This is a genomic window from Martinezella multihospitum (genome assembly GCF_900094585.1).
GTDB lineage: Bacteria > Pseudomonadota > Alphaproteobacteria > Rhizobiales > Rhizobiaceae > Rhizobium > Rhizobium multihospitium.
On sequence record NZ_FMAG01000010.1, the window covers coordinates 78,183 to 98,499 of the forward strand.

At 59.6% G+C, this 20,317-nt stretch carries 22 protein-coding genes; 14 read left to right on the plus strand and 8 right to left on the minus strand.

The features are described from left to right. The first annotated feature begins 3 nt into the window (after positions 1 to 3). From GA0061103_RS29995 to GA0061103_RS30045, 10 genes are all read left to right on the plus strand, one after another. A complete protein-coding gene (locus tag GA0061103_RS29995) occupies positions 4 to 2,523 on the plus strand; it encodes a VirB4 family type IV secretion/conjugal transfer ATPase (protein WP_092718156.1) in 2,520 nt (839 codons plus the stop codon). Continuing rightward, positions 2,501 to 3,673 (plus strand): lytic transglycosylase domain-containing protein, encoded by a 1,173-nt coding sequence (locus GA0061103_RS30000; RefSeq protein ID WP_092718161.1) that lies wholly within the window; start codon positions 2,501 to 2,503, stop codon positions 3,671 to 3,673. The genes GA0061103_RS29995 and GA0061103_RS30000 overlap by 23 nt, the downstream gene beginning before the upstream one ends. A 19-nt stretch (positions 3,674 to 3,692) precedes the next feature. Continuing rightward, positions 3,693 to 4,484, plus strand: a complete 792-nt coding sequence (locus GA0061103_RS30005; RefSeq protein ID WP_092718392.1) for a conjugal transfer protein — start codon at positions 3,693 to 3,695, stop codon at positions 4,482 to 4,484. Between the two features lie 214 nt (positions 4,485 to 4,698). Continuing rightward, positions 4,699 to 5,772 (plus strand): TrbL/VirB6 family protein, encoded by a 1,074-nt coding sequence (locus GA0061103_RS30015; RefSeq protein ID WP_092718167.1) that lies wholly within the window; start codon positions 4,699 to 4,701, stop codon positions 5,770 to 5,772. A 55-nt stretch (positions 5,773 to 5,827) separates the two neighbouring features. After that, positions 5,828 to 6,562, plus strand: coding sequence for a VirB8 family type IV secretion system protein (locus tag GA0061103_RS30020; protein WP_092718172.1), 735 nt, complete (start codon positions 5,828 to 5,830; stop codon positions 6,560 to 6,562). A gap of 20 nt (positions 6,563 to 6,582) precedes the next feature. After that, positions 6,583 to 7,392 (plus strand): TrbG/VirB9 family P-type conjugative transfer protein, encoded by an 810-nt coding sequence (locus GA0061103_RS30025; RefSeq protein ID WP_245304906.1) that lies wholly within the window; start codon positions 6,583 to 6,585, stop codon positions 7,390 to 7,392. 9 nt (positions 7,393 to 7,401) lie between these two features. Further along, a complete protein-coding gene (gene virB10, locus GA0061103_RS30030) occupies positions 7,402 to 8,736 on the plus strand; it encodes a type IV secretion system protein VirB10 (protein WP_092718178.1) in 1,335 nt (444 codons plus the stop codon). After that, positions 8,733 to 9,782 carry a P-type DNA transfer ATPase VirB11 gene (virB11, locus tag GA0061103_RS30035; protein WP_092718181.1) on the plus strand — a complete coding sequence of 350 codons (1,050 nt, stop codon included), beginning with the start codon at positions 8,733 to 8,735 and terminating at the stop codon, positions 9,780 to 9,782. Before virB10 ends, virB11 begins: the two co-directional genes overlap by 4 nt. Continuing rightward, positions 9,751 to 12,549 carry a type IV secretory system conjugative DNA transfer family protein gene (locus GA0061103_RS30040; protein ID WP_092718184.1) on the plus strand — a complete coding sequence of 933 codons (2,799 nt, stop codon included), beginning with the start codon at positions 9,751 to 9,753 and terminating at the stop codon, positions 12,547 to 12,549. Before virB11 ends, GA0061103_RS30040 begins: the two co-directional genes overlap by 32 nt. Before the next feature lie 95 nt (positions 12,550 to 12,644). Then, a complete protein-coding gene (locus tag GA0061103_RS30045) occupies positions 12,645 to 12,986 on the plus strand; it encodes a hypothetical protein (protein ID WP_092718187.1) in 342 nt (113 codons plus the stop codon). Positions 12,987 to 13,057: 71 nt separating this feature from the next. Here the strand turns inward: GA0061103_RS30045 and GA0061103_RS30050 are convergent, their stop codons facing one another. After that, positions 13,058 to 14,404, minus strand: a complete 1,347-nt coding sequence (locus tag GA0061103_RS30050) for a hypothetical protein (RefSeq protein ID WP_092718191.1) — start codon at positions 14,402 to 14,404, stop codon at positions 13,058 to 13,060. A gap of 9 nt (positions 14,405 to 14,413) precedes the next feature. Continuing rightward, on the minus strand, positions 14,414 to 14,707 hold the full coding sequence (locus GA0061103_RS30055) for a hypothetical protein (protein ID WP_092718194.1): 294 nt from the start codon (positions 14,705 to 14,707) through the stop codon (positions 14,414 to 14,416). A 337-nt stretch (positions 14,708 to 15,044) separates the two neighbouring features. On the opposite strand from GA0061103_RS30055, the gene GA0061103_RS30060 reads away from it, so the two are divergent. After that, complete coding sequence (locus GA0061103_RS30060) at positions 15,045 to 15,386, plus strand: helix-turn-helix domain-containing protein (RefSeq protein WP_092718198.1); 342 nt, start codon at positions 15,045 to 15,047, stop codon at positions 15,384 to 15,386. Positions 15,387 to 15,417: 31 nt separating this feature from the next. Here GA0061103_RS30060 and GA0061103_RS30065 read toward each other — a convergent pair whose 3' ends face one another. The 6 genes from GA0061103_RS30065 to GA0061103_RS30090 all read right to left on the minus strand — a co-directional run bounded on the left by GA0061103_RS30065 (position 15,418) and on the right by GA0061103_RS30090 (position 18,624). After that, positions 15,418 to 15,801, minus strand: a complete 384-nt coding sequence (locus GA0061103_RS30065) for a hypothetical protein (RefSeq protein WP_342588004.1) — start codon at positions 15,799 to 15,801, stop codon at positions 15,418 to 15,420. A gap of 288 nt (positions 15,802 to 16,089) precedes the next feature. Further along, complete coding sequence (locus GA0061103_RS30070) at positions 16,090 to 16,353, minus strand: hypothetical protein (protein WP_245304907.1); 264 nt, start codon at positions 16,351 to 16,353, stop codon at positions 16,090 to 16,092. A gap of 8 nt (positions 16,354 to 16,361) precedes the next feature. Then, on the minus strand, positions 16,362 to 16,673 hold the full coding sequence (locus GA0061103_RS30075; protein ID WP_092718201.1) for a hypothetical protein: 312 nt from the start codon (positions 16,671 to 16,673) through the stop codon (positions 16,362 to 16,364). Then, a complete protein-coding gene (locus GA0061103_RS30080; RefSeq protein WP_092718204.1) occupies positions 16,674 to 17,297 on the minus strand; it encodes a thermonuclease family protein in 624 nt (207 codons plus the stop codon). It lies immediately after the preceding gene. Beyond that, positions 17,294 to 17,926: a thermonuclease family protein gene (locus GA0061103_RS30085; RefSeq protein ID WP_092718207.1), complete on the minus strand. Its 633-nt coding sequence runs from the start codon at positions 17,924 to 17,926 to the stop codon at positions 17,294 to 17,296. The genes GA0061103_RS30080 and GA0061103_RS30085 overlap by 4 nt, the downstream gene beginning before the upstream one ends. A gap of 17 nt (positions 17,927 to 17,943) precedes the next feature. Next, a complete protein-coding gene (locus GA0061103_RS30090) occupies positions 17,944 to 18,624 on the minus strand; it encodes a nuclease (protein ID WP_092718210.1) in 681 nt (226 codons plus the stop codon). A gap of 129 nt (positions 18,625 to 18,753) precedes the next feature. On the opposite strand from GA0061103_RS30090, the gene GA0061103_RS30095 reads away from it, so the two are divergent. From GA0061103_RS30095 to GA0061103_RS30105, 3 genes are read left to right on the plus strand one after another with little or no spacing between them, the layout of a single operon-like run. Beyond that, complete coding sequence (locus GA0061103_RS30095) at positions 18,754 to 19,152, plus strand: hypothetical protein (protein WP_092718213.1); 399 nt, start codon at positions 18,754 to 18,756, stop codon at positions 19,150 to 19,152. A 7-nt stretch (positions 19,153 to 19,159) separates the two neighbouring features. Continuing rightward, entirely contained in the window at positions 19,160 to 19,909 is a 750-nt protein-coding gene (locus GA0061103_RS30100; protein ID WP_092718218.1) for a ParA family protein, read from the plus strand. Positions 19,910 to 19,914: 5 nt separating this feature from the next. Continuing rightward, positions 19,915 to 20,313, plus strand: coding sequence for a hypothetical protein (locus GA0061103_RS30105; RefSeq protein WP_092718221.1), 399 nt, complete (start codon positions 19,915 to 19,917; stop codon positions 20,311 to 20,313). The last annotated feature ends 4 nt before the right edge of the window (positions 20,314 to 20,317 follow it).

Sequence of the window (20,317 nt, forward strand, 5' to 3'; positions counted from 1 at the left end):
GCGATGAACACGATGGCGAGATCGCTGAGAGGCAGTCTGTCGAAGGGTTGGGAGATCTTCGCGGATCGCAGTGTTGCGACGCATGTTCCTTTCTATGTCCCGATCGAAAACGGCATCATCCGCCTGAAGAATGATTGCCTCGTCTCGACCCTGAAGCTCACCGGCTTTTCCTTCGAGACGGCCGATATCGAAACGATCAACATGTTGCAGCGGCAGCGCAATGCCGCCTTCCGTGCGATCTCCTCGATCGGCAGCTTCGCACTTTATACCCACGTGATCAGACGCAAGGTTGCGCCGTCGTTGCCATCAGCCTTTGCTGATCCCTTCATGGAGCGTCTCGATCACGTCTATCAGTCGAGCATCTCGAAGAACGAGATGTTCGTGAACGACACTTATGTCTCGGTGGTCGTGCGCCCCATGTTCCGAAAGGGATCCGCGCTCTCCCGCCTCATGGGCGCAGGCGGTACGATCGTGCGGAAGGAACAGTTCCGCGCGATGCGCGACAAGCTGGTCGAAGCAACCCGAGCACTTGAGAAATCGCTTTCTGTCTATGGGCCAAAGGTCCTCCGCGACGTGCAGCGCGTCCAAGCTGACCTCGGCGAGAACAGAAAAGTCTTCCGCGATGTCTCTGAAGATATGGTCGTCGACGAAGCTGCGCGAAAAATTTGGTTCTCCGAACAATGCGAGTTCTTCTATACGCTACTGAATGGCGGACGTGTCCGGCCGATCCGGCTTGGGAACATCCCGATCGATGAGATGCTACCCGCCCGCCGAACGTCGATCGGCAACCGCATCATTCACCTGCAGGGCGACATACCGGACGACGACCGCTACGCGGCGATGGTCTCCTTGAAGGAATATCCACCGGAGACCGGCGCCGGCATGCTTGACTATATCCTTAAGCTGCCGTTCGAGCTGGTGCTGACCCAGTCGATGTCCTTTGTCGACGATATGGCGGCGCGCAGCCGGATCGAACGACTGGACCGGCAGATGTCGAAGGCCGACGAAGGTGGCTCGAGTGTCCAGGCCAATCTCGATATTGCCCGGGACGAACTTGCCCGCAAGCGGGTTGCCTTCACCGAACATCATCTCACGGTGATGCCGGTCGCCAGGACCACCGCCCAGCTTGACGATGCCGTGGCGCTGATTGGCAACGAACTCGGCGCGCTCGGCGCCTCCTATGTCCGCGAAGACCTGAATGCGGAGCCGGCCTACTGGGCGCAACTGCCCGGCAACCAGGCCTATATCGCCCGGCGAGCGCTGATCTCCACGCTGAACTGCGCCGGTTTGAGCAGCTTTCACGCCTATCCCTATGGCAAACCCGACGGCAACCATTGGGGGCCGGCGATCACGATCTTCGAGACGACGTCAGGCACGCCCTTCTTCTTCAACTTCCATCAAGGCGACGTCGGGCACACGACGGTCTTCGGCTCGACCGGATCCGGCAAGACCGTCATCATGGCCTTCCTGATCCTGCAGGCATATCGTGTCAGCCCTCGGCTGAAGACGATCGTCTTCGACAAGGACCGTGGCCTCGACATCATGGTTCGCGCGGCAGGCGGAACCTACATGTCGCTGGAGCCCGGCCAGCCGTCGGGATGGAATCCGCTGCTGCTCGACGACACTGAGGAGAACCGCGTTTTCCTCTATGGGCTCCTGAGCTTCATGCTGAAACCGTCCAGGGAAGGCGAAAGCCTGACTCCGCAGGAAGAAGCGATCATTCGCAACGCGATCAAGTCGGTCCTCAAGACGAAGGATAGGTCGTATCGCCGTCTTTCGTCACTGCGGGCGCTGCTCGCTGGTAGCGAGCGGACCGAAGGCAGCCTGATCGCCCGGCTCGACAAATGGGTCGACAAGGGACCCTACGCCTGGCTCTTCGACAACGCTGCCGACGATCTTGATATCTCGCGACCGATGATCGGCTTCGACATGACGTCGATCCTTGATGATCCGACGGTTCGCACAGCGGCCCTTCTCTACATGTTCCACCGCCTGGACGCGATCTACGACGGCAAGGCGCCGATCATCAATCTGATGGACGAAGCTTGGAAGCTGCTCGATGACGACGAGTTCAAGCGCACCATGAAGGACTATTTCAAGACCATCCGAAAAAGGAATGGTCTCGTCATCTTCGGGACGCAGTCGGCCGACGACGTGGTGCGTTCGAGCGTCAGCCGCACGATCATCGAACAGACGTCGACCAACATCTTCTTTGCCAATCCTAAGGCTGACGAAAACTCCTACATGGAGCATTTCGGTCTCTCGCGAGCGGAATTCGATTGGGTCAAGAGCGGCGATCCGAGTTCGCGCTTCATGCTGATCAAGCAGGCAAAGAGCAGCGTGATCGCTCGCGTCGACATGTCCCACATGCCGGAGTTTATCAAGGTGCTTTCGGGCCGCGAGGAGACGGTGCGCGAGGTCGAGATACTGCTCGACGAGTATGGTGACGATCCTAAGAACTGGCTCTCGAAATTCTGCGACTGGGATGGGGCGACGGTCGATGAAGCACGCAAAGCACCTTGAGGGAGCCGCGGCCGGCGTGTTGGCCTTGGCGCTGGTCTTTCCCGTTGGCACAGGTCATGCCCAGGTGCCGGTCATCGACCAGGCCCGCCAGAAGATCCAGGAGGCGACCGAGAACTGGTATCAATCCTATCAGGCGGATACGCGCAAGGTCAAAGGCGCCTCGGGCGGAACGACCGATAGCGTCGCACCTGGTCAGGGCTCTGGCGCGCCGGCCGATTGCTCGGCCGACGGCATGGGGGGAGCAACCGCGCCCGCAGCGCCATCGTCTCGCACGCCAAGCCAGCAGGAAGTCGCCAGCATGGTGCAACAGGAGGCGATCCGGCAGGGCGTCGATCCAAATTTTGCGATGGCGATCGCCGAGCAGGAGTCGCGCTTCCGCCAGTCGGCGCGCTCCGCGGTCGGTGCCACCGGTGTCATGCAGCTGATGCCGGGCACCGCCGCACAGCTCGGCGTCAACCCCTATGACACGCGTGACAATATTCGCGGCGGCGTCAAATACATCAAGCAGCTCCAGGGAATATTCGGTAACCGCTATGATCTAATCGCCGCCGGCTACAATGCCGGGCCGTATCGGCAGTCGTTGCAGAACGGTCAGATCCCCAACATCCCCGAGACGCAGGACTACGTCAAAAAGGTCTCCGCCTACTATGCCCGTAACAAGGCCCAGAACGGTGATAATTCTCCAGCGGAGGCTAATGCCGAGCCGGAAACTGCGAGCTCTGCAAACGGCTGCGGCGAGCAGCTGAAGAAGGCGGTCGACCGAAACACGCAGGCACAGATCGAACGCGGTTCGGTTTGGAACGAACTGCTTGGCAAATCGCTCGCTGCGAACCAGCAGCACCTGCAGCGGCTTCAGTCCGGCCTGCAATCCTCGTCGGCAAGCCTTCGTGGCACTGGTGGCGGAAATTCGAAAGACCATGACGGCTCGCTTGTCATGGCTGAGATCCGGTGCCCGACCAATATCATCGATACAGGCGGCACCCGTTGCTTCGCTGTCCCGTCCAACGCCACCACCGAACAGATCCAGCACTGGCTGTCCGACCTGCAGGATGAGGCACGTGCAAATGGCGCGGTCGCGACATTCACGGCATTGCAGGACCCGGCACTTGGCCTCGTCACGGTGGTCGATTCCAGGCCGACGGCAAATTAGCACAGGAAAGGTTATGCAAATGAAAACAGCAATGATCGCAGCGGCGCTTTCCATCGTTTCCGTCGCTCAGGCCTATGCACAGGTCCCCGTCAAGGACTCGGAAAACATCTCGATCAGCGAAGAGATCAAACGGCTTTCTTCGGAGATCCAGCAGGACACGTCAGTCGTCAAGGACAACACCACAAAGACCTTGGCGGCGATCACTGGCGACCGAACGCAGGATGCGAGCCAGTTTGCCAAGCTTGCGACCGGCAATGGCTTCACCATGGGACAGGCGCCGGATTTCAGCACTGTGCTATCGAGCAACGCAGCCGTGTTCGGCGGTATTAACGGTCAGTTCCAGAATACCGCGGCCAAACTGATCAATGGCCTCAACCTCGTGAAGATGGTGGTCGATACCGTCAAGGGCGGTGAGCTCTCCGGCGCCAATCAGGCCTATTCGCAAGGGATCAATGCGCTGACGACGCTAACTGCGCTGACCGACGCGATGAACAGCGCCACCAAGGACCGGCAGAACTCGTTCATGCAGGCCACCCAGCAGATTGGAACGGCGAAGGATCTGAAAGGGGCGCTGGAGCAAAACACCCAAATGGTGCTGCAGGGCAATCAGACTGCCAACGAAGCCGTCGGCTCGCTCAACAACCAGGTCATGCTGCTGAACCAGCAGTATAAGGCCGCCCTTGCAACCTCGTCGCAGAACCTCAAGACCTTCGCTCCGCTTCCCGACAGCGTCATGCGAGACGGTGGCACGCAGCCGCAGGGGACGTCCGTTCGCGATCAGCTGAAAGCATTCGAGGATCAGAACCAGTGAGGGCGGTTCTGGTCTTGGGGTTGAGCGCTGCAGTGCTTGCCGGTTGCGCTGGAAAATATGAGCAGCTTGCGAAATGCTCGGCCGACGAAAACCCGGTTCCGGCTCTTGGCCTCGTATCCGAACCTTCCGCTACGGCCGCTGAGAATGTGCTCGCAGGCGCCGTCAAAGACGATTGCGGTCCTATGCGACCGGTCAACAATTTCCAGGATGAGACATGGATCCCGTCAGCTACGCGATAAACTTCTATGGCGATGCGCTCCGATATTTCGACAAGATCAATGAGGCGTCGCTGGAACGGGCCTGGGGGCTGTTTGCCGAAAACAGAAACCTCGTTTCCGGCGTCCTGGCGATCTTCCTGACCCTCTATTTCCTCTGGGGCGCGCTCGGGCTATCGAGCGTTTCCCTTCAGGACATGGCGATCACCGCCTTCAAGATCACGCTCGCCTATACACTCATCATGTCCTGGGCGCTCTTCTACGACAATATTGGCCAGTTCGTGCTGTCGGCGCCGCAGGATCTCGGATCGGCCATATCCTCGGCGATGGGCGGTCAATCGGCGGGAGCCGATATCGCCCAGCAAGTCGCGAGCATGGCGCGAAAGGTCTACGACTTTGCCATGCAGCTCTTCAATTCCTACGAATCCGGGTGGCTGCCGAATGTGACCGGCGCCGTGGTTGTCTTCATCGTACTGGTGTTCGGCCTCCTGCCGATGCTGCTGATCCTCACCGGCGTCACGCTCTTTGCCAAGATGATCACCGCCGTCATGTTGGCAATCGGTCCGATCGCCATCCTCTGCTATTTCTTCGGCATCAGTCGCTTTGTCTTCGACGCCTGGGTGAGGGGCGTTGCCTACGGCATGTTCATGCTGCTCTTCACCTACATCATGGCCGGTCTGTCCTTCGGTTTTCTCATCGGCATGATGGACACGATCAACGGTGACATGGCGACCAAAGAGAATGCACTGGCGATCGTGCTCGCCATGGTGCTCTACCTCGCGCTGATCTCCTATTTCATTTTCCAGGTGCCGGATTTCGCGCGGAGCTTTGCCTACGGGGCAGCCTTCTCTGGCGTCCCGGGCGGGGGCGGCGTGGACACCGCCTACTATACCGCACGCCGGCGCCTCTCTTCGAGCACTTCCCGCGCCGGGCAGGCCACGGCCATAGCACTCAGCACGCTGGTCGGACCGAGGGGCGCCGTCACTGCTGCAGCGCTTGCGGGCCGCAGCAGTGTCGCTGGCGTCGGTGCGCTTGGTCGGATGCTCACCAATCGTCGGCGCAACAGCGAATGACGCGGAGGCGGCAAGGATCACCGATTTTACTCATTGCGACTTCGAGGTTTGAAACTTGGCATTGTTCAAAAGGCAATTAAAGGCGGCGCCGGCCGATCGCGCGCCGGGACCACAAGAGATCTACGATCAGCACCTCTCCTGGGGCGAGAAGAACCGGTCGCTGCGGACGCTGATCGGTCTCATCCTGCTCGTCTTTGCGGTAGCGGGATGGATGGTTGCCGGCGTCCTGTCCTTTTCTGTCGCGCAGCTCTTTCCGCTTGTTCGTACCGAGGTCGTGCCGCTCATTGTCGACAGGAACACCGGCTACATGGAGACGGTGACCACACTCGACAAGGACCGGTCGAACGTTTCGGAAATCCAGGCCGTCCGCGCCTCGTTCGTCGGTAACTACGTCATACGTCGTGAAACCTATGATCCCCGCTATCTGTCGGAGAACTTCGACATGATCGCTCTTTGGTCGGACCCGGATTCCGCGGCCTTCAAGGACTATTCGGAGTGGATGAACCCTTCTAATCCAAGAGGTCCGGTTAAGACCATGGGAACGACGGGCGAGATCCGACCCGAAATCCTGTCCGTCAATCCGCTCAATGCGACCACGATGTCGGTGCGCTTCGAGACCCGGGAACGGCGCCGCGGCGGCGATGTCGTCAATCGCTGGTCGGCGACAATCCGCTACCGCCAGATCAATCTCCCCGCCAGCAACCGGGTCCGGCTTTATAACCCCCTCGGCTTTGTCGTCACCGAATACGTCAAGGTTCCCGAGACGATGCCTTCGGGGCTCACCCCATGAGGCGGGTGAGGGTCGGAATAATGCTGTCACTGCTGCTGACGGCCTCTTCGGTTCATGCGGAATTGACTGCCCGGCCCGGCAGGCTCGATCCGCGCGTACGCACCTTGCCCTATTCTGCCGAACAGGTCTTCGTCGTCACCGGGACTTACGGAATGGTGACGACGATCCTCTTCGGTGCCGACGAAGAGGTTACCCAGGTGGTCGCAGGTGACACGGTTTCCTGGCAGATCCTGACATCGGCCGACCGGCGCTCACTCACCCTGAAGCCGATGGAAAAAGACGCGCCGACAAACCTCTCCGTGGTGACGACGAAACGAACCTATTCGTTTGATCTTGAGGTCAATGACAGCAAGTCCATCCAGAACCAGACCTTCAAGCTGCGCTTCATTTATCCCGAAGACGCCGGGTTGAAGGGCACGGCCGAAATGTGGAAGCAGGCGCAGGATGCAGAGCGCAATCCCAACATCAAGAATATCCGCCGCGACAAGGTCAATTACGACTATGGCTTCAAGGGCAGCGATGCCGCCAAGCCCTTATGGGTGTTCGATGACGGGTTGAAGACCTTCATGAAGTTCACCGGGGACGTGCCGGCGATCTTCATCGTCGATAACAAGCGGCGAGAGAGCCTCGTCAATTATCGCCGTGAGGCCGACTACATCGTCATCGACACGGTCTCGCGGCAGTGGACGCTTCGTTACGGTACCGAGAACGAGACCTGCCTGTTCAATCTCAGGACCGCTCCCGCCGATGTGCCGGCGCCGATCGAGGGTGCTGTGGCGCCGAAGCGGCTCGGCTCGTCAAGTGCTGGCTCACCATCAAAATCACGATAGGGAGGCACGATGTCTGATCCGAACTATCATTCGATAGACAATGACACTGCCATCGGCGGTCAGGTAAGGCGCTCCGGGGTTGGGTTGATGCGGCCGATCGCCGTGGTGGCGGCGATCGCCGGCGTTGGTGTCGTCCTTTATTTCCTTCTCTCCGGCGGCGAGCGGGAACCCGCGGTCGACAATACGCCGCATGAAGAGTTCCGCCCGGTGCAGGCGCCAAGAAACGAGGGCTTCAATCCGCCAGCGCCGCCGCCTTTGCCGACGGTGCAGGTGCCGGAGGCACCACCTCCTCCGCCACCCCCGCCACCGGCGCCCGTCATCCCGGCCCCGGCCCAGGTCGCGCCGCCGGTCGATGTCGATTGCTCGAGGGGAAAAAATCCTGACGATCCCAAATGCATTGAGCTTGCGAGGCAGGCTAAGCTGCTTGAACGCGTGCGCTCCACCGCTGTCGTTTTCGATCAATCGGAACGCGCAGGCGGGGCCGTAAGCGCGTCGTCAGACGCCACGGGAGCCGGCTTGTTCGGCGCGAACGGCTCAACGGCCACGGCCGGCGCACCGTCTGACTCGGGCGGTGCTGTCGATGGCGATCGAGCCTTCCTGAAGGCCATGGGAGGGCAGGGGGTACAGGTGTCGGTAGCCGCCGAGAACCGCCGTATCGATGCCTGGATCCCACAGGGGACGATGATCCGCGGCACATTGGAGACGGCAATCAATTCCGACCTCGCCGGCATGGTGAAAGCGATTGTCCGCGAGGATGTCTACTCCTTCGACGGCCGGCGCATCCTGATACCGGCCGGCTCCTCGCTGATCGGCGATTATAAATCCGGTGTTGAACGCGGGCAGGAGCGCCTGTTCATCGTCTGGACGCGGATGATCCGTGGCGACGGCGTTTCGGTCCAACTCGGCTCTTATGGCACGGATCGTCTCGGCCGCTCCGGCATGACAGGGGTCGTCGACCGGAAATATTGGGAACGGTTCGGCCCGCCGGCGCTGATGACGATGATCGGCGGGGTCACGCAATATATTGCTCAGCTTGGTCAGAAACAGGATCGAAATATCACGATCGTCAATACAGACGGAACCGTGACCAGCATCCCCCAGGATAACGGCACGACCTCGCAGGATCGGGCGCGCGAGATCGCCGCCGAGACGATCGCATCAGGGATCCAGCAACTTGCAACCGAAGCCTTCCAGGACACCCGCAACATCCGGCCGACGATCCATATCGCCCAAGGCTCCGACATCACCGTCTTCGTCACCCGGGACCTTGATTTCTCGGATCTTTATCCGGACCCGGTGCGTGAGGAGTTCGACCGCCTGCGCCGAAAGAGGGCCGGAAAATGAACGCGCATCCATCAATCTCAGCCGAACAGCATTTTCTCTCCGAGGCGCTCGAACCCATCAGGCAGTTTCTCAACGATCCCGCTGTGGTGGAGATTTCATGCCAGCGCACCAACGAAATTTGGCTCGAGCGGATCGGCCAGCTCAGCATGATCAGGCAAGAGGTCGATGGGCTCGATCAGGAGGCGATCCGCCATATGGCGTCGCGCGCGGCCTCGTTCACGAAGCAGACGATCAATGCTGAGAATCCGCTGCTGTCGGCAACGCTCACCAACGGCGAGCGCGTCCAGTTCGTGCTCAACCCAACCTCCGCCACCGGGCATGCTTTTTCGATCCGCAAGCAATTCATCCGGCGCTTCGATCTCGATGACTATGAGAAAGCAGGCGCCTTCCGCTTCACCAAGGTAACAGGTGACGACTATATCGATGACGTCGATATTGAATTGTCGCGCCTGCTGAGGGCGGGACAGACGCGTGCGTTTCTGCAGCTCGCGGCGATCAACCATCGCAGCATGCTGATCTCCGGTGGCACCTCCACCGGCAAGACGACCTTCCTCAATACGATGCTGACGGCGATCCCCGACCATGAGCGCTTCATTCTCATGCAGGATACCGCCGAGCTGGAACCGCGCCAGGAAAACGTCGTCTCGCTGCTGGTCTCGAAGGGCGCCCAAGGCGAGGCGCGGGTGACGATGACGGACCTTCTGGCTTGCGCACTGCGTCTCAGGCCAGACCGGATCTTCATGGGTGAGCTTCGCGGCGACGAGGCATTCGACTTCCTGAATGCGATCAACACCGGGCATCCGGGATCGATGTCGACCATCCACGCGAACTCGCCGCATCACGCCTTCAATCGGCTCTCGACGTTGGTGCTGAACAGTAACGTCCGCATGGAGCGCGACGATATCATCCGCTACATCCGCTCGATCATCCCGATCGTGGTTCAGTTGAAGAAGAGCGATGCCGCCGGCGGCCGCGGTGTCAGCGAGATCTATTTTGCCGACGAGGTGGACGAAGATGGCAAGCGTATCCACGGACGCAGAGGCTGAACGCCCGAAGTGGACGAGGCTTCAAGAGGTCTCGGCCTTTACCTTCCCAGTCGTCGTTCTCGGCGCCGTGCTGGTGTGGCTGATGTTCTTCACGCTGATCTACGACGCCTATGTCACATCCTTCGAGTCGACCTCCTATTACGACTATGTCGGGCAGGCGCCTATTCCAGAGGGCATGGCCTACACATGGTCGATCATTCGCACGCGGAACACCATCGGGCTCTCAATCCTGGCGTTTGTTCTGGCTTCGCCGTTTCTCTTTTTCCTGCTGAGCCTGTGGATGCTGAAAGCGGGCAGGGCGCTATCGCGCAAAATCCTCTACCTCCTGCATGTGAGGTCGATGTTCACCCTTATTGCCCATACGGCGCTGATATTCGCTGCCGCCTATGCCGCTGTCATTGTGTACGGCACGGCTTTTTATCTTGTTGCAAGCAAGGCCGGTGGGTTAACCGGCGTAGCGGACTATTATGGCGCTCACCTCGCGGCCATGTATCAGGCACCCTTTGGAGCCACCGATGCGGCCGGGACGTTTCAGCGGCCCTCACGGCAGACTGTGTTCGCCGCTCTCGCAGGTCTGGCAGCTGCCGGCGCCCTCGTCGGATTTCCAATCGGGGCGGCGATCCAGAAGCGCCAGCGCATGGTCATGGGCAAGGCACGGCTGGCGACGCTGAAAGATGCCGCTGATTTCCGGCTGCGCGATAAGCACGGCATCGTTCTCGGCCTCAAACAGGGCCTTCTTCTGCGCAATGACGGCGATCAGCATGTGATGGTCATCGGCTCACCGGGACAGGGCAAGTCGCGTGGGTTCGTCATTCCCACGATGATGAGTTTCAAGGGTTCACAGATGGTTCTCGACATGAGCGGTGAGCTGTTCGAGGAGACTTCGGGTTATCTGAGGGATCAGGGCTACGAGATTTTTCTACTGGCACCGGGATCGAAGTTTACCGACGGCTATAACCCGCTCGATCTCATCAGTACCGACCCGAACCAGCGGATCACCGACCTGCAGAAGCTGACGCAGATGCTGCTGCCCGAGCGTCTTCGCTCCGATTCCTCCGACTTCTGGGAAGAGAGCGCCAGGATTTTGCTGACGGCCATGCTCGGTTTCGTGCTCGAATGCCCGGATACCCGAAAATCGCTCAGCGAGCTCTACCGCATCCTCAATTCGATGTCGGACGAACGCAAGGCGATCATTCAGCTCCTGGAGAACTACGAAGCCGTTCTTTCCGATCAAACCAGGATGCAACTTACCAAATTCGCAGGCCGACATGAAAAGCTGGGAGAGGGGATCGCGGCGGAGATCGTCGCCAAGCTCAATTTTCTCCAGAACCCCCTGGTCGAAGCGCTGACCTCCATCACCACGATCCCGATCGACACGATCAGAAGGCGCAAATTAGTAATCTTCATCCAAGCCGACTGGAATGCGATGCAGATCTACGAGCGACTGATTTCGATGTTCGTCCAGCAGATGGCCGACAAGCTCGTGCAGATGGGAGCGCTGCGGAACGGGGAGCACGAAGTGCTGATGATGCTCGACGAGTTTGGCAATGGCGGGCGCATAGACACCGTGCTCACGCTTGCGCCATTGATCCGCAAGAACGGCGTTCGCTTCGTCTTTATCCTGCAGGATGGTGCGCAGCTCGAACGATTGTATCAGCGCTCCGGGCAGAAGATCCTAATGGGCGCGTCCACGATCAAGCTGTTCATGAACTTCCAGAACCAGGAAGACGCAGCCGCCGTCTCTGCCGCAGCCGGCAGGACGACCGAGTGGGTCGAGCAGTCCTCTTACTCCCATCGCCATGGTCGCAGACAACGATCCATCTCGAAGGTGCCAGTGTCGGTGGATCTGCTTCCCGTCAACACGCTGATGATGATGAAACCGGAGGAGGCAATCCTCCAGGTCACCGGCATGCCTCTCATGCGCATCATGAAGCTCGACTCCGGCGGCGAGCGAATGTTCTCGAAGGTACGGAAGTTCAAGCCGGTGACCAGACCCTGCATCCAGCCGGTCGAATGGACGGTGGCCGACAGCGAAACCTTCGGGGCACCACAGCCTGAAACAACTCCATCAGCTAGAACGGAGAGCCGGTTGCCGGTCGTTGGGATGGACATCGATCTGGGCGCGGTCAACCGGCCGAACCGGCCACAGAGCGTTCGGTTTATCGTCAAAGAGGGTGTGAGACACGTCTATATCTCGTCGCTCGACGAGCTGCGTCAGCGTCTGGATCTCGACGAAACGCGCCCGGCCGGCCGCACAGAGGAACAACTGCGAGACGCAGAGCAGACTACGGTGCAGAAAAAGCAACCCTTTGCAACAGGCGGCCGCGAAGCAAACCCCGGCGCAGCGCGCGGTTCTGGCGCCAACCGGGTCGACGACGCCGATATCGAGCTGGATCAGGCAAAGTTGGACCGCAGTGTGTATCCAGGCTCGCCACGAGGAAAACGGGATCGAGTTCAACGACCTTCGGAGGTTCAGGATGAGGCTGGAGATCCCCCCACCTCAGCTGTTCTGCGGCGACAGGATGTCCGTGGCGCATTCGGTACGGACATCAAGGCCCTGAACGACGCAATCTTTGAGCAGGCGGATGCAGGCTCGTTCGACCCGATAGAGTTGAATGCAGATGTCGAGCTCCTGATCGGAACCCTCTCCGAGCAACTCACGGAAGATAGCTCGAAAGCATTTCTGCGCGAATTTGTCGATCGCGCTCGCGATCCGCTTCGCGAAGACGGTTCGCAAAACGACGAGGCCAAAGACTCGTTTGCGTAAGCGGACAGCATGGCCTGAAGCGCGGCATATCACTCGGGTTTGGGAAGCGGCATTGACTCAGTTTCAATTGGAGCTGACGGAAGGAGGAAAATACCGTGGGTGAAATCCGATACCTCCCCAATCGAGGTCTTTTGAAAGACGAGAGTATCCAAAGAATTGTTGCTGCGGCCAAGGCGAACGCTGGTCTCTGGCTGATGGTCAAGGAGCGTGCAGTGGAAAAGCGCGCCATCAAAGCCGAACTCGAACGCCTAGGGGCGGATGCAAAAGACCTGGACCGGCTCTTTCCGACAGGCCTGGCGCCCACGATTGCCGAACTCGCAGACGAGCTTGTATGCACCATGTTCGGGACCTGCCCGCCGGAGATCGGGTCTCGTGTTCAGAGCGCTCTGCTCGAGGCAGCCGAATCCGAGCTTGATGGCGGTTCGCAACAGCCATAGCAAAGGGCATGAAAATCTAGCCGCCCAACCATTTTGTTGCGCCGATCATGTCCATCTGCGCCGCCGCAGTCTCAGCCATTGCCTATTTTGTCGACGACCCACGCCTGCAGCCGGCGCCCGGTCCGTTTAGAATTCGCCTCGGTAAGATCCTCGGGAGAAACAGCAAAGATCGGGCCGAGATGTTTCATTCGCGGGATCGTTTTTTCCTTGGCGTCCCGATATTCCTCGGTCTCCATCCCGAACGCCTCGACGAGCAGTCTTCGCGGTGGCTTATCTCTATAAGTAGTTTCCAAAACGAAGTCCGGCCTGCACAGGCCGAGCGGTGTTTCCATGGCGAAGAGGGGCTTGATAATGGAGATCCGAAGTTCTGGCGCAGCATCGAAAAGCGATTGCTGAAGCCAGAACAGCAGGTGGGAAACGTCACGCTCAAATCCGGACTCGACTGGGAAGAGCGTATCGCCATTGTAGACCGGCTGGGCGTAGGCTTGCACAGCCCGAGCCGGGCCTTCGTCGTCCTCCTGAAAATCCACGTTCAGCAGCGTCAGGAACGGTCCTCGGCTTGCCGGGTCGCCCCGAAGCGGCTGGCGCACCTTGGAGAGGATGTCGATTGTCCGCGAGGTGGATGCCGGCATGATGGCTTGCGTGGAAACGCTGGTTGAAAACAGCAGCATGAACCCGGTGCGGCGAAGCCCCTCGGACCAGTCGCGTCGCGAGGTCGCAAGCAGTCGCTGCCAACGGCTCTCCGGATCCCAGTAGTCGGGGCCCCAAGTCGATAGTAGCGCGTTCAGCGTCCAGGTCCTGAGCACCCTCAGTTCACGCGCGGCGGAACGCAGCCGCGACAACTGCTTGGCGAGTGTGTAATCAACGCCATCCTGCAACGGCGGGATCACGTTCGTACCCGCCCTATCAAGCATCCGCCATAGCACGCCACCGAGTCTGGACGGCCGGTCGTTTCGTTCGCTCGGTCGCGCGGGATCCTGACCTGAGACGTCGGCCAGGCGATCAGGAATGGCGGGAAGGGCATCGATGTACGAGCGGTCGGATTTGGGCAGGGGGCGAAGATGATAGCCGCGGTCAACGAGGGCGGGGCTGGCGTCCTTGTCAACATGGAACGGGCAGGCAAGGGCGTGGTTTGGCCGCTCCTCATACCGACCAGGGTCATTATCCTTCGGCGTCAACCGCCGCAGCGTGAAGGTGCGTTCCTGTTGGATCGGGGCAAGCAACGGCTGATGCTGTGCCTCCAGGCAGTCGCATTCGATCCAGCCATTCATGACCTTGATGCGTCGGATAACCGAAAGCGCAATTGCCTCATCGGCGCTTGAGGCAGCGTTGCCGTACCAGGCGCGCAACGCGACGGCCTCGTTGTCGGGTAGGTCGGCCAACACGTGCGTCGGGCTGTTGCGGACCACGATGCGCATCGGTCGCCGTCAGTACCCGATCGACCAAAGGCTGAAGCCGAGATATCCGACGCCCGCGGCACCAGCGGCAGCCACGACCGTCTCTGCCCAGCCGCGAATGTCCCAGAAACTACCGCTCACGGTCCGAGCGCCTTCAATCACGACCGCCAGGAAGACGTAGGACGGGACGACCATCGCGTAGCCCAAAGTTAAACTGTCCCTAAACGCCATCCGCGCAGCAAAGAACGCGATCGCCAGAAATAGGATCGCTATCGCTAATCGCTGTAGGTTGATCCGATACCCAAACCGTTCGAGCCATACCATCCGTGCTCTCCACTATAAGAAACAGAGTCAAAAATTTAACTGCAGTTAAAGTTTTCAGCAATCGGAGATTTGTCTACAAGGTGGCTAGGGCTTGCCTTTCGAAGGGCGCCGGGGTCGCTTGCACAGCCTGCCTGCTGCGGTGTATTGAAGTCGCACACGAAGATGAAGAATAGAGCGTTGATGCTTAACTTTTTTGGTCTCTGGACAGCCTTATGCATCGGATGAGCGGTAGAACTTTGAAGCATCCACGGGACTGTCGGCGCGCCCATTCGGCTGGTTACAGGCCCCCATCGCTTGGGAACGCGTTGATGGAGCCTCCGGGTAAGGGTGTCGTTCGATGTCGCGGTTGAAGGACGATCACACCGATCAAGTTTCGAATGTGATTGACCTGGCGTCTCTCTCCTTCCAGGAACGGCTCGCCATCGGTCTGATGCGGTTGAAGGCTCAACGTCGGTTGACGAACAAGGATCTGGCCGACCAACTTGGCGTGTCGGAAGCATACATGTCGCAAGTCACCCGCGGCATGCGGGATGTGAAGCTGTCGACCCTCGACAAGATGCAGCGCGAGTGGAATGTCACGATCGAGGATTTGTTCAGAGTTTCGGACAGTGACCTTGCTCGGATAGCGGCATGGCGAGCCCGTCGCAGGAAAAAGAAAGCCACCGACGAGCCGACGTAAGTTCTGGCGCGTGACACGCATTCGACGTGGGCTAGTGATTCAGGTTGAACCAGAACCTTTGCTTTACGCCTTGTTCGTCAGGAATATCGAAGAAATAGGGGTCCGCGCGGCGCGGCCGCGGCGTCGCGATCTGCTCAGTGCAGCTATCGCCTCGATCGCCGAAGGTCCGCCGTATCACGGCTCCCCTTAGGTCGGCGTCAGAAGCGCGCTGACCGCCAGACCGGCAAATATCGACGGTCTTGATGCATTGATCGGGCTCGCCTCCCCCGCCGTTGTTTCCTTGCGAGCTAAAGCCCACCGTCGTTCCTACCGGGCAGTCTTCGTAGGTTTCGTGACCCGGCTTGCCGGCATTGGCCTCATGGCAGATTGGCCACGAAAACCCCGGCTCCTTCATGGCCGCAATGAGCTTTGTCATGGGCGGAACGCAGTAGGGGACCCCGTTCCAGGACGGGCTCTGCGACGCCGCGCAAAGGAGAACCTGGCATCCCCAGGATGCATCCTCGGCATTCGCCGGGGTCGCCGATGGCGCAGAGGCCGAACCAACTATGATTGCGGCCAATATCAGCATCGGTCTCATTGTTCGCTCCTTCAGAATGTTCATTGGATCTGCGTCCAGGCGCCGTCAATTTTCGCAAAGGAAAGGACGCCTGGTTGCCTGGCCCCGCAAATGACCCCGTGGTCGTTGTAATGATGCCAGTGCACGTCACACCCGGCACGGCCTGACGCGGTTTGCATTCAGAAATCCGCATAGACCGCCCGACTTCGCAATTGCTGCGCTCGCCTCCTCGTCGTTGGGAGCGTCGCCGCTCGTCTTCTGTAGCGCTTCGTCTTTTAGCCGGGTGATCTCCTGTTCGAGATCGATCTCCTTGCCGCTCTTCCTCACTTCGCTGATCGCATAGCCGCCGAATGCACCTACCAAGAAGGCGATTACCGCTGCTAGGATCGTGCCACCGGAAAACTTGTTCATCGCCAGATTCAGTATCCCTCGATCCCAAGGCGTTTCAGGATGGCGGCCGGATCGGTCTCGCAGTCTCTCTTCCACTCACTATGCTTTGCACAGGCATAGGCGTACTGGCTGAGATCGGCTGATGAGAGATCGGCAAGCCTGTTGCCGACAGCTTTCCACCGTTGCACCTCGGCAGGATCGCAACCCGCCCCTCCGGCCCCGCAAAAGCCCGGATCGCGCTGCTCTATCTGGTTCTGTGTGGCGCCGTCCTGCGCGATCGCTACCGAAGCGGATCCGGACAGCAATATGAGCGCTACAGCGGTTCCAATAATGCGGTTCATTCAACCTCCATGTGCTTCATTAGGCGTCAGTGACTTGGCGGGGCCCACGAGCAAGGGCAGGGGCAAGTCGCCGTCAGGTTCCAGTGAAGAGGCCCTCGCTTTGTCCCCGGTCGCCACCGACGCGGTGTAGAGCCAAGGAGGAAGAAGATCCGGCGACGACCAGACGCCGTATCCGAGCCCGCGGGCCTTCCTCTCGATATCGAAATAGGCGGGGACCTGAGGTTCGCCGCGGTAGTTGAACGCGTAGCCAATGCCTTCTGCAATCGCCGTGGCGGCGAGGTTCGTCTCACCAACAAAGCAGTGCGCGAGGATCAGACCGTTCGCGTCGCGAGCAATGGGTGCGCAGTTGACGTCCTGCCCAAGTGTGCGGAGGATCATCCAGGCCCGCGAAACTTGACCTGCCGGCCAGTCGACGCCATCGCTTGTTGCTGTCTGTTCGAGGCGAGGGGCTTCGTATCCTGCAAGCCGCACGGTTTGTCCGTTCTTCCTGAATTCAAAGGTTGTGGCATCCACGACCTGGACTTTTCCGAAGATCTGCCGGGGGATATCGGCCGGTCGGTTTTGCGCCGAAGCGGCGGTCGCCGTCATCATCATCAGCAACATCGACAATGAAGCACCTCTCATCGCTGCGCTCCCGCTTGGCCGGCCAAGACTGCGACGGGATGAGGCATGTCGGAGTAGGCCCAAAGGCCTGCGCGTGCCGATCTTGCACTTTCTTCAGCCACCCTGTAGCCGGGAACGATCAAATGGCCACTGGTGTCGACGGCGGCGAATCCCCACCCCGCGGCAATCATATAGGTCGCCAGATCATAACGCCGCTGGCCTGATGTCGTTTGGCAGGCCACCACAGCATTGTTCTGGTCGAGATCCTTGATCGTCGCGCAGACGGGCTTCGTGTCCTTGATCAATGCCTGTGCCATGATCAGGTTGAGTTCTCCGCAGTCCCTGATGACGCCGGGAGAAATCGTAACAGAGGTTCCGCGGAGACACGTTTGCAGGCCGTAAAGACGATATCGCCGCCCGGCGGAAAGCCAGGTGTCGCCGGTTTCGAATTGTGCCTGAACCGGAAACGGGACAAATTGGCTTCGATCGCTTTCCTGGCTGCCTGCGGTGGCCCCTTCGCTCTTAAGCGCCTGAATAGGGATGATCGGAGCCTGGAGGCGAGGAGGTTCTGGGTGGTTCGTCCCGGCGAGCATCGGCATCATCGAAATGCCTGCAAAGAAGCCGGAGGCTGCGAGCGTGGAAATCAACATCAGGAACCTCATCGCGATCAGTTCATGGAAGGATTGGCGCGATAGCGCTCACCGTAGGGATGCGTGAAGTGGGCGTTCGCCCAGATTCCAGTCTTCGTTCTCTTCGCGCGTTCCTCTGACTGCGCATATTCCGGGAATATCGCGCGGCCGGCACGATCACGGGCAGCAAACGCCAATCCCTTGGCGATAAGCACCTGCGAGAGCGATTGTGCGTCGCCGTCTTTCACGAAAAAGCACTCGGCAAAGCGCACAGTCGGCGTGCCTGTGTTTTGCCCGAGGAAATGACACGGAAATGCGTTGCCAGCGACCGCCTTGGCTTCGCCGAGCGTGGCGGTCAACCCGGCGAGTGAAACCATCGCGCATGTCGTCCGCAGGCCAGCGAATTCCACCTGCTCGACCGACAGACAACCTTGGACACCCACCAGTTTCACGATGGTCCCATCGGAGGCAAGAAACGCGCTCCCGCTCAGGGCGCCCTCAGGCATGATCGTTTGCAGGTCGAGCCGCTCGGCTATCGATGACGTATCGAGGATTGTTTCGGGAGGAGGGATCAGATCGCGCCCCTCTGCGTAAGCCTTCTGATAGGAGTTGACGATTCTCGAAGCAGCATCGTCCTCCGCGGCAATCGCCAGGGCGTTCTGCGTGCATGCAATGGTGCAAAAGAGGAGGCGAATAAGCCGCCGCGCGCCGGGGTTCATGCGTGAATCCGTCATCAAATTGGCTGTCGCGAAGCATGCACAAAATTATACTGCAGTGCAAGTCTGGAAATACCGCGAGGATTGCGATATGTTTGGTCTGACACTCAAATGTGCGCACGGAGAAGGTAGATGTCAGCACATCGAAAGGCCATCAGGGTCGTGACTTTTCCCGTCAGGGCAATGTGGTTTCTGGTCTTAGTCGCCAACCTTCTGGTCGTCGCGGCTGCCTGTGTGGTGATCGCCGCCTTCCTGGCCTACGGCCTTGCGCTGACGCTATCTTACCTCTTGCTACCGACGGAATGGACGCGGGCGCTCTGGCAATGGGCGGCGGACCTTTACGAGCAGTCCCACTGGTTCAAAGGCGCGACGATCACCTTCTTCGTGCTCCTTTTCCTGCCGATCCTGAAGTTCTGGCCGGGGAGCGATCCCAAGGCAGATGCAGCCCGGGAGCGCGAAGCCAACAGGCTCAACGATGATCTGGTCGCGGCCCGCCAGCAGGCGCAGAGCCAAGCGAATCTTCGAGGCTGAGGGCTCCATGACAGGAAAACCACTTTCGCTCGCGATCTCGACCTTCAAGGGTGGCGCCGGCAAATCAACCTTGAACGTCAATCTTGCAGCCGAGTTCGCCCAGCAGGGCCACCGGACACTGCTCATCGATTGCGACGAGCAGGAATCGTCGACGCGGTGGTACAATGTCTCCATGAAACGGGGATTGCTCCCCACCGACGGCACGCTGCTGCATCTGCGGGTCGCGCCGGATGACCGGTTTGCAGATCGCCTCGCGGAGGCACCTGCGGCGGATATCCGAATCTACGATGTCGGCGGATACGTTCACCAGCGGGCGATCGAGGTCTATCACGAATGCGATGCAGTCCTCATTCCTGTCATACCCGAACCGACTGCCGCGACTTCAGCCATCAAGGTGGCGACGATCCTCAAGGAGATTTCCAGGAAGCGGGTGCAGGGTCCAATTCCATATGCGGCGATCTGGAACTACGTGGACATGATCGCCCTTAAGCACAATCGCTCCCTTCCGGAAGTCCATGCTATCCTGACGAGCGGCCGAATTCCGATGGTCGACACGGTCATCCGGAAGAGTAATCATTTCAGCGATGTCGGTGCCGGCTTCGGGTCGCTCTATTCCAAGCTCGCCAGCATCGAGAGCAATCCGGCGCTGACGCCGTCGGCCAAGCGGCGCGCCTCAGAAAGCGTGCTTGACGCGATAGATCTCGTAAAAAAAATCAATAACGAATTCATCGGCCTTCTGCAGGCGGAGGCTGCCTGAGCGCGATGTCGAGGGAAAGAACGCCGGCTGGCAATATTCTCGCCCTTGCCCGATCGAGAGAGGATCAGGCGAGGGACGTGGAGGAGGATGCGACCTCCTACATGCCCACAAGCCTCGATCTCAACAAGCTCATGCCGGAGGATCCTCCTCAGGCGCAGGAGCCGAGCGTCGATAGGGAAACGAGGTCAAAGCTCCGCCGTCCTCCGGCCAAAAGCGAAATTCCAGAAGAGCAGCCGATAGAAGCCGATGTAATTACGGGATCCATGAAGAGGAAACGTATTTCCCTCTACCTCGACGATGACGTGCTGACGAAGATTTTCCGCGTATCGCTGGAACGACATGAGCAGCTCTCATCGGCGACCCACAGACTGATCCTCGAAGCGCTGAAGGCGAGGGGGCTGTAGGCAG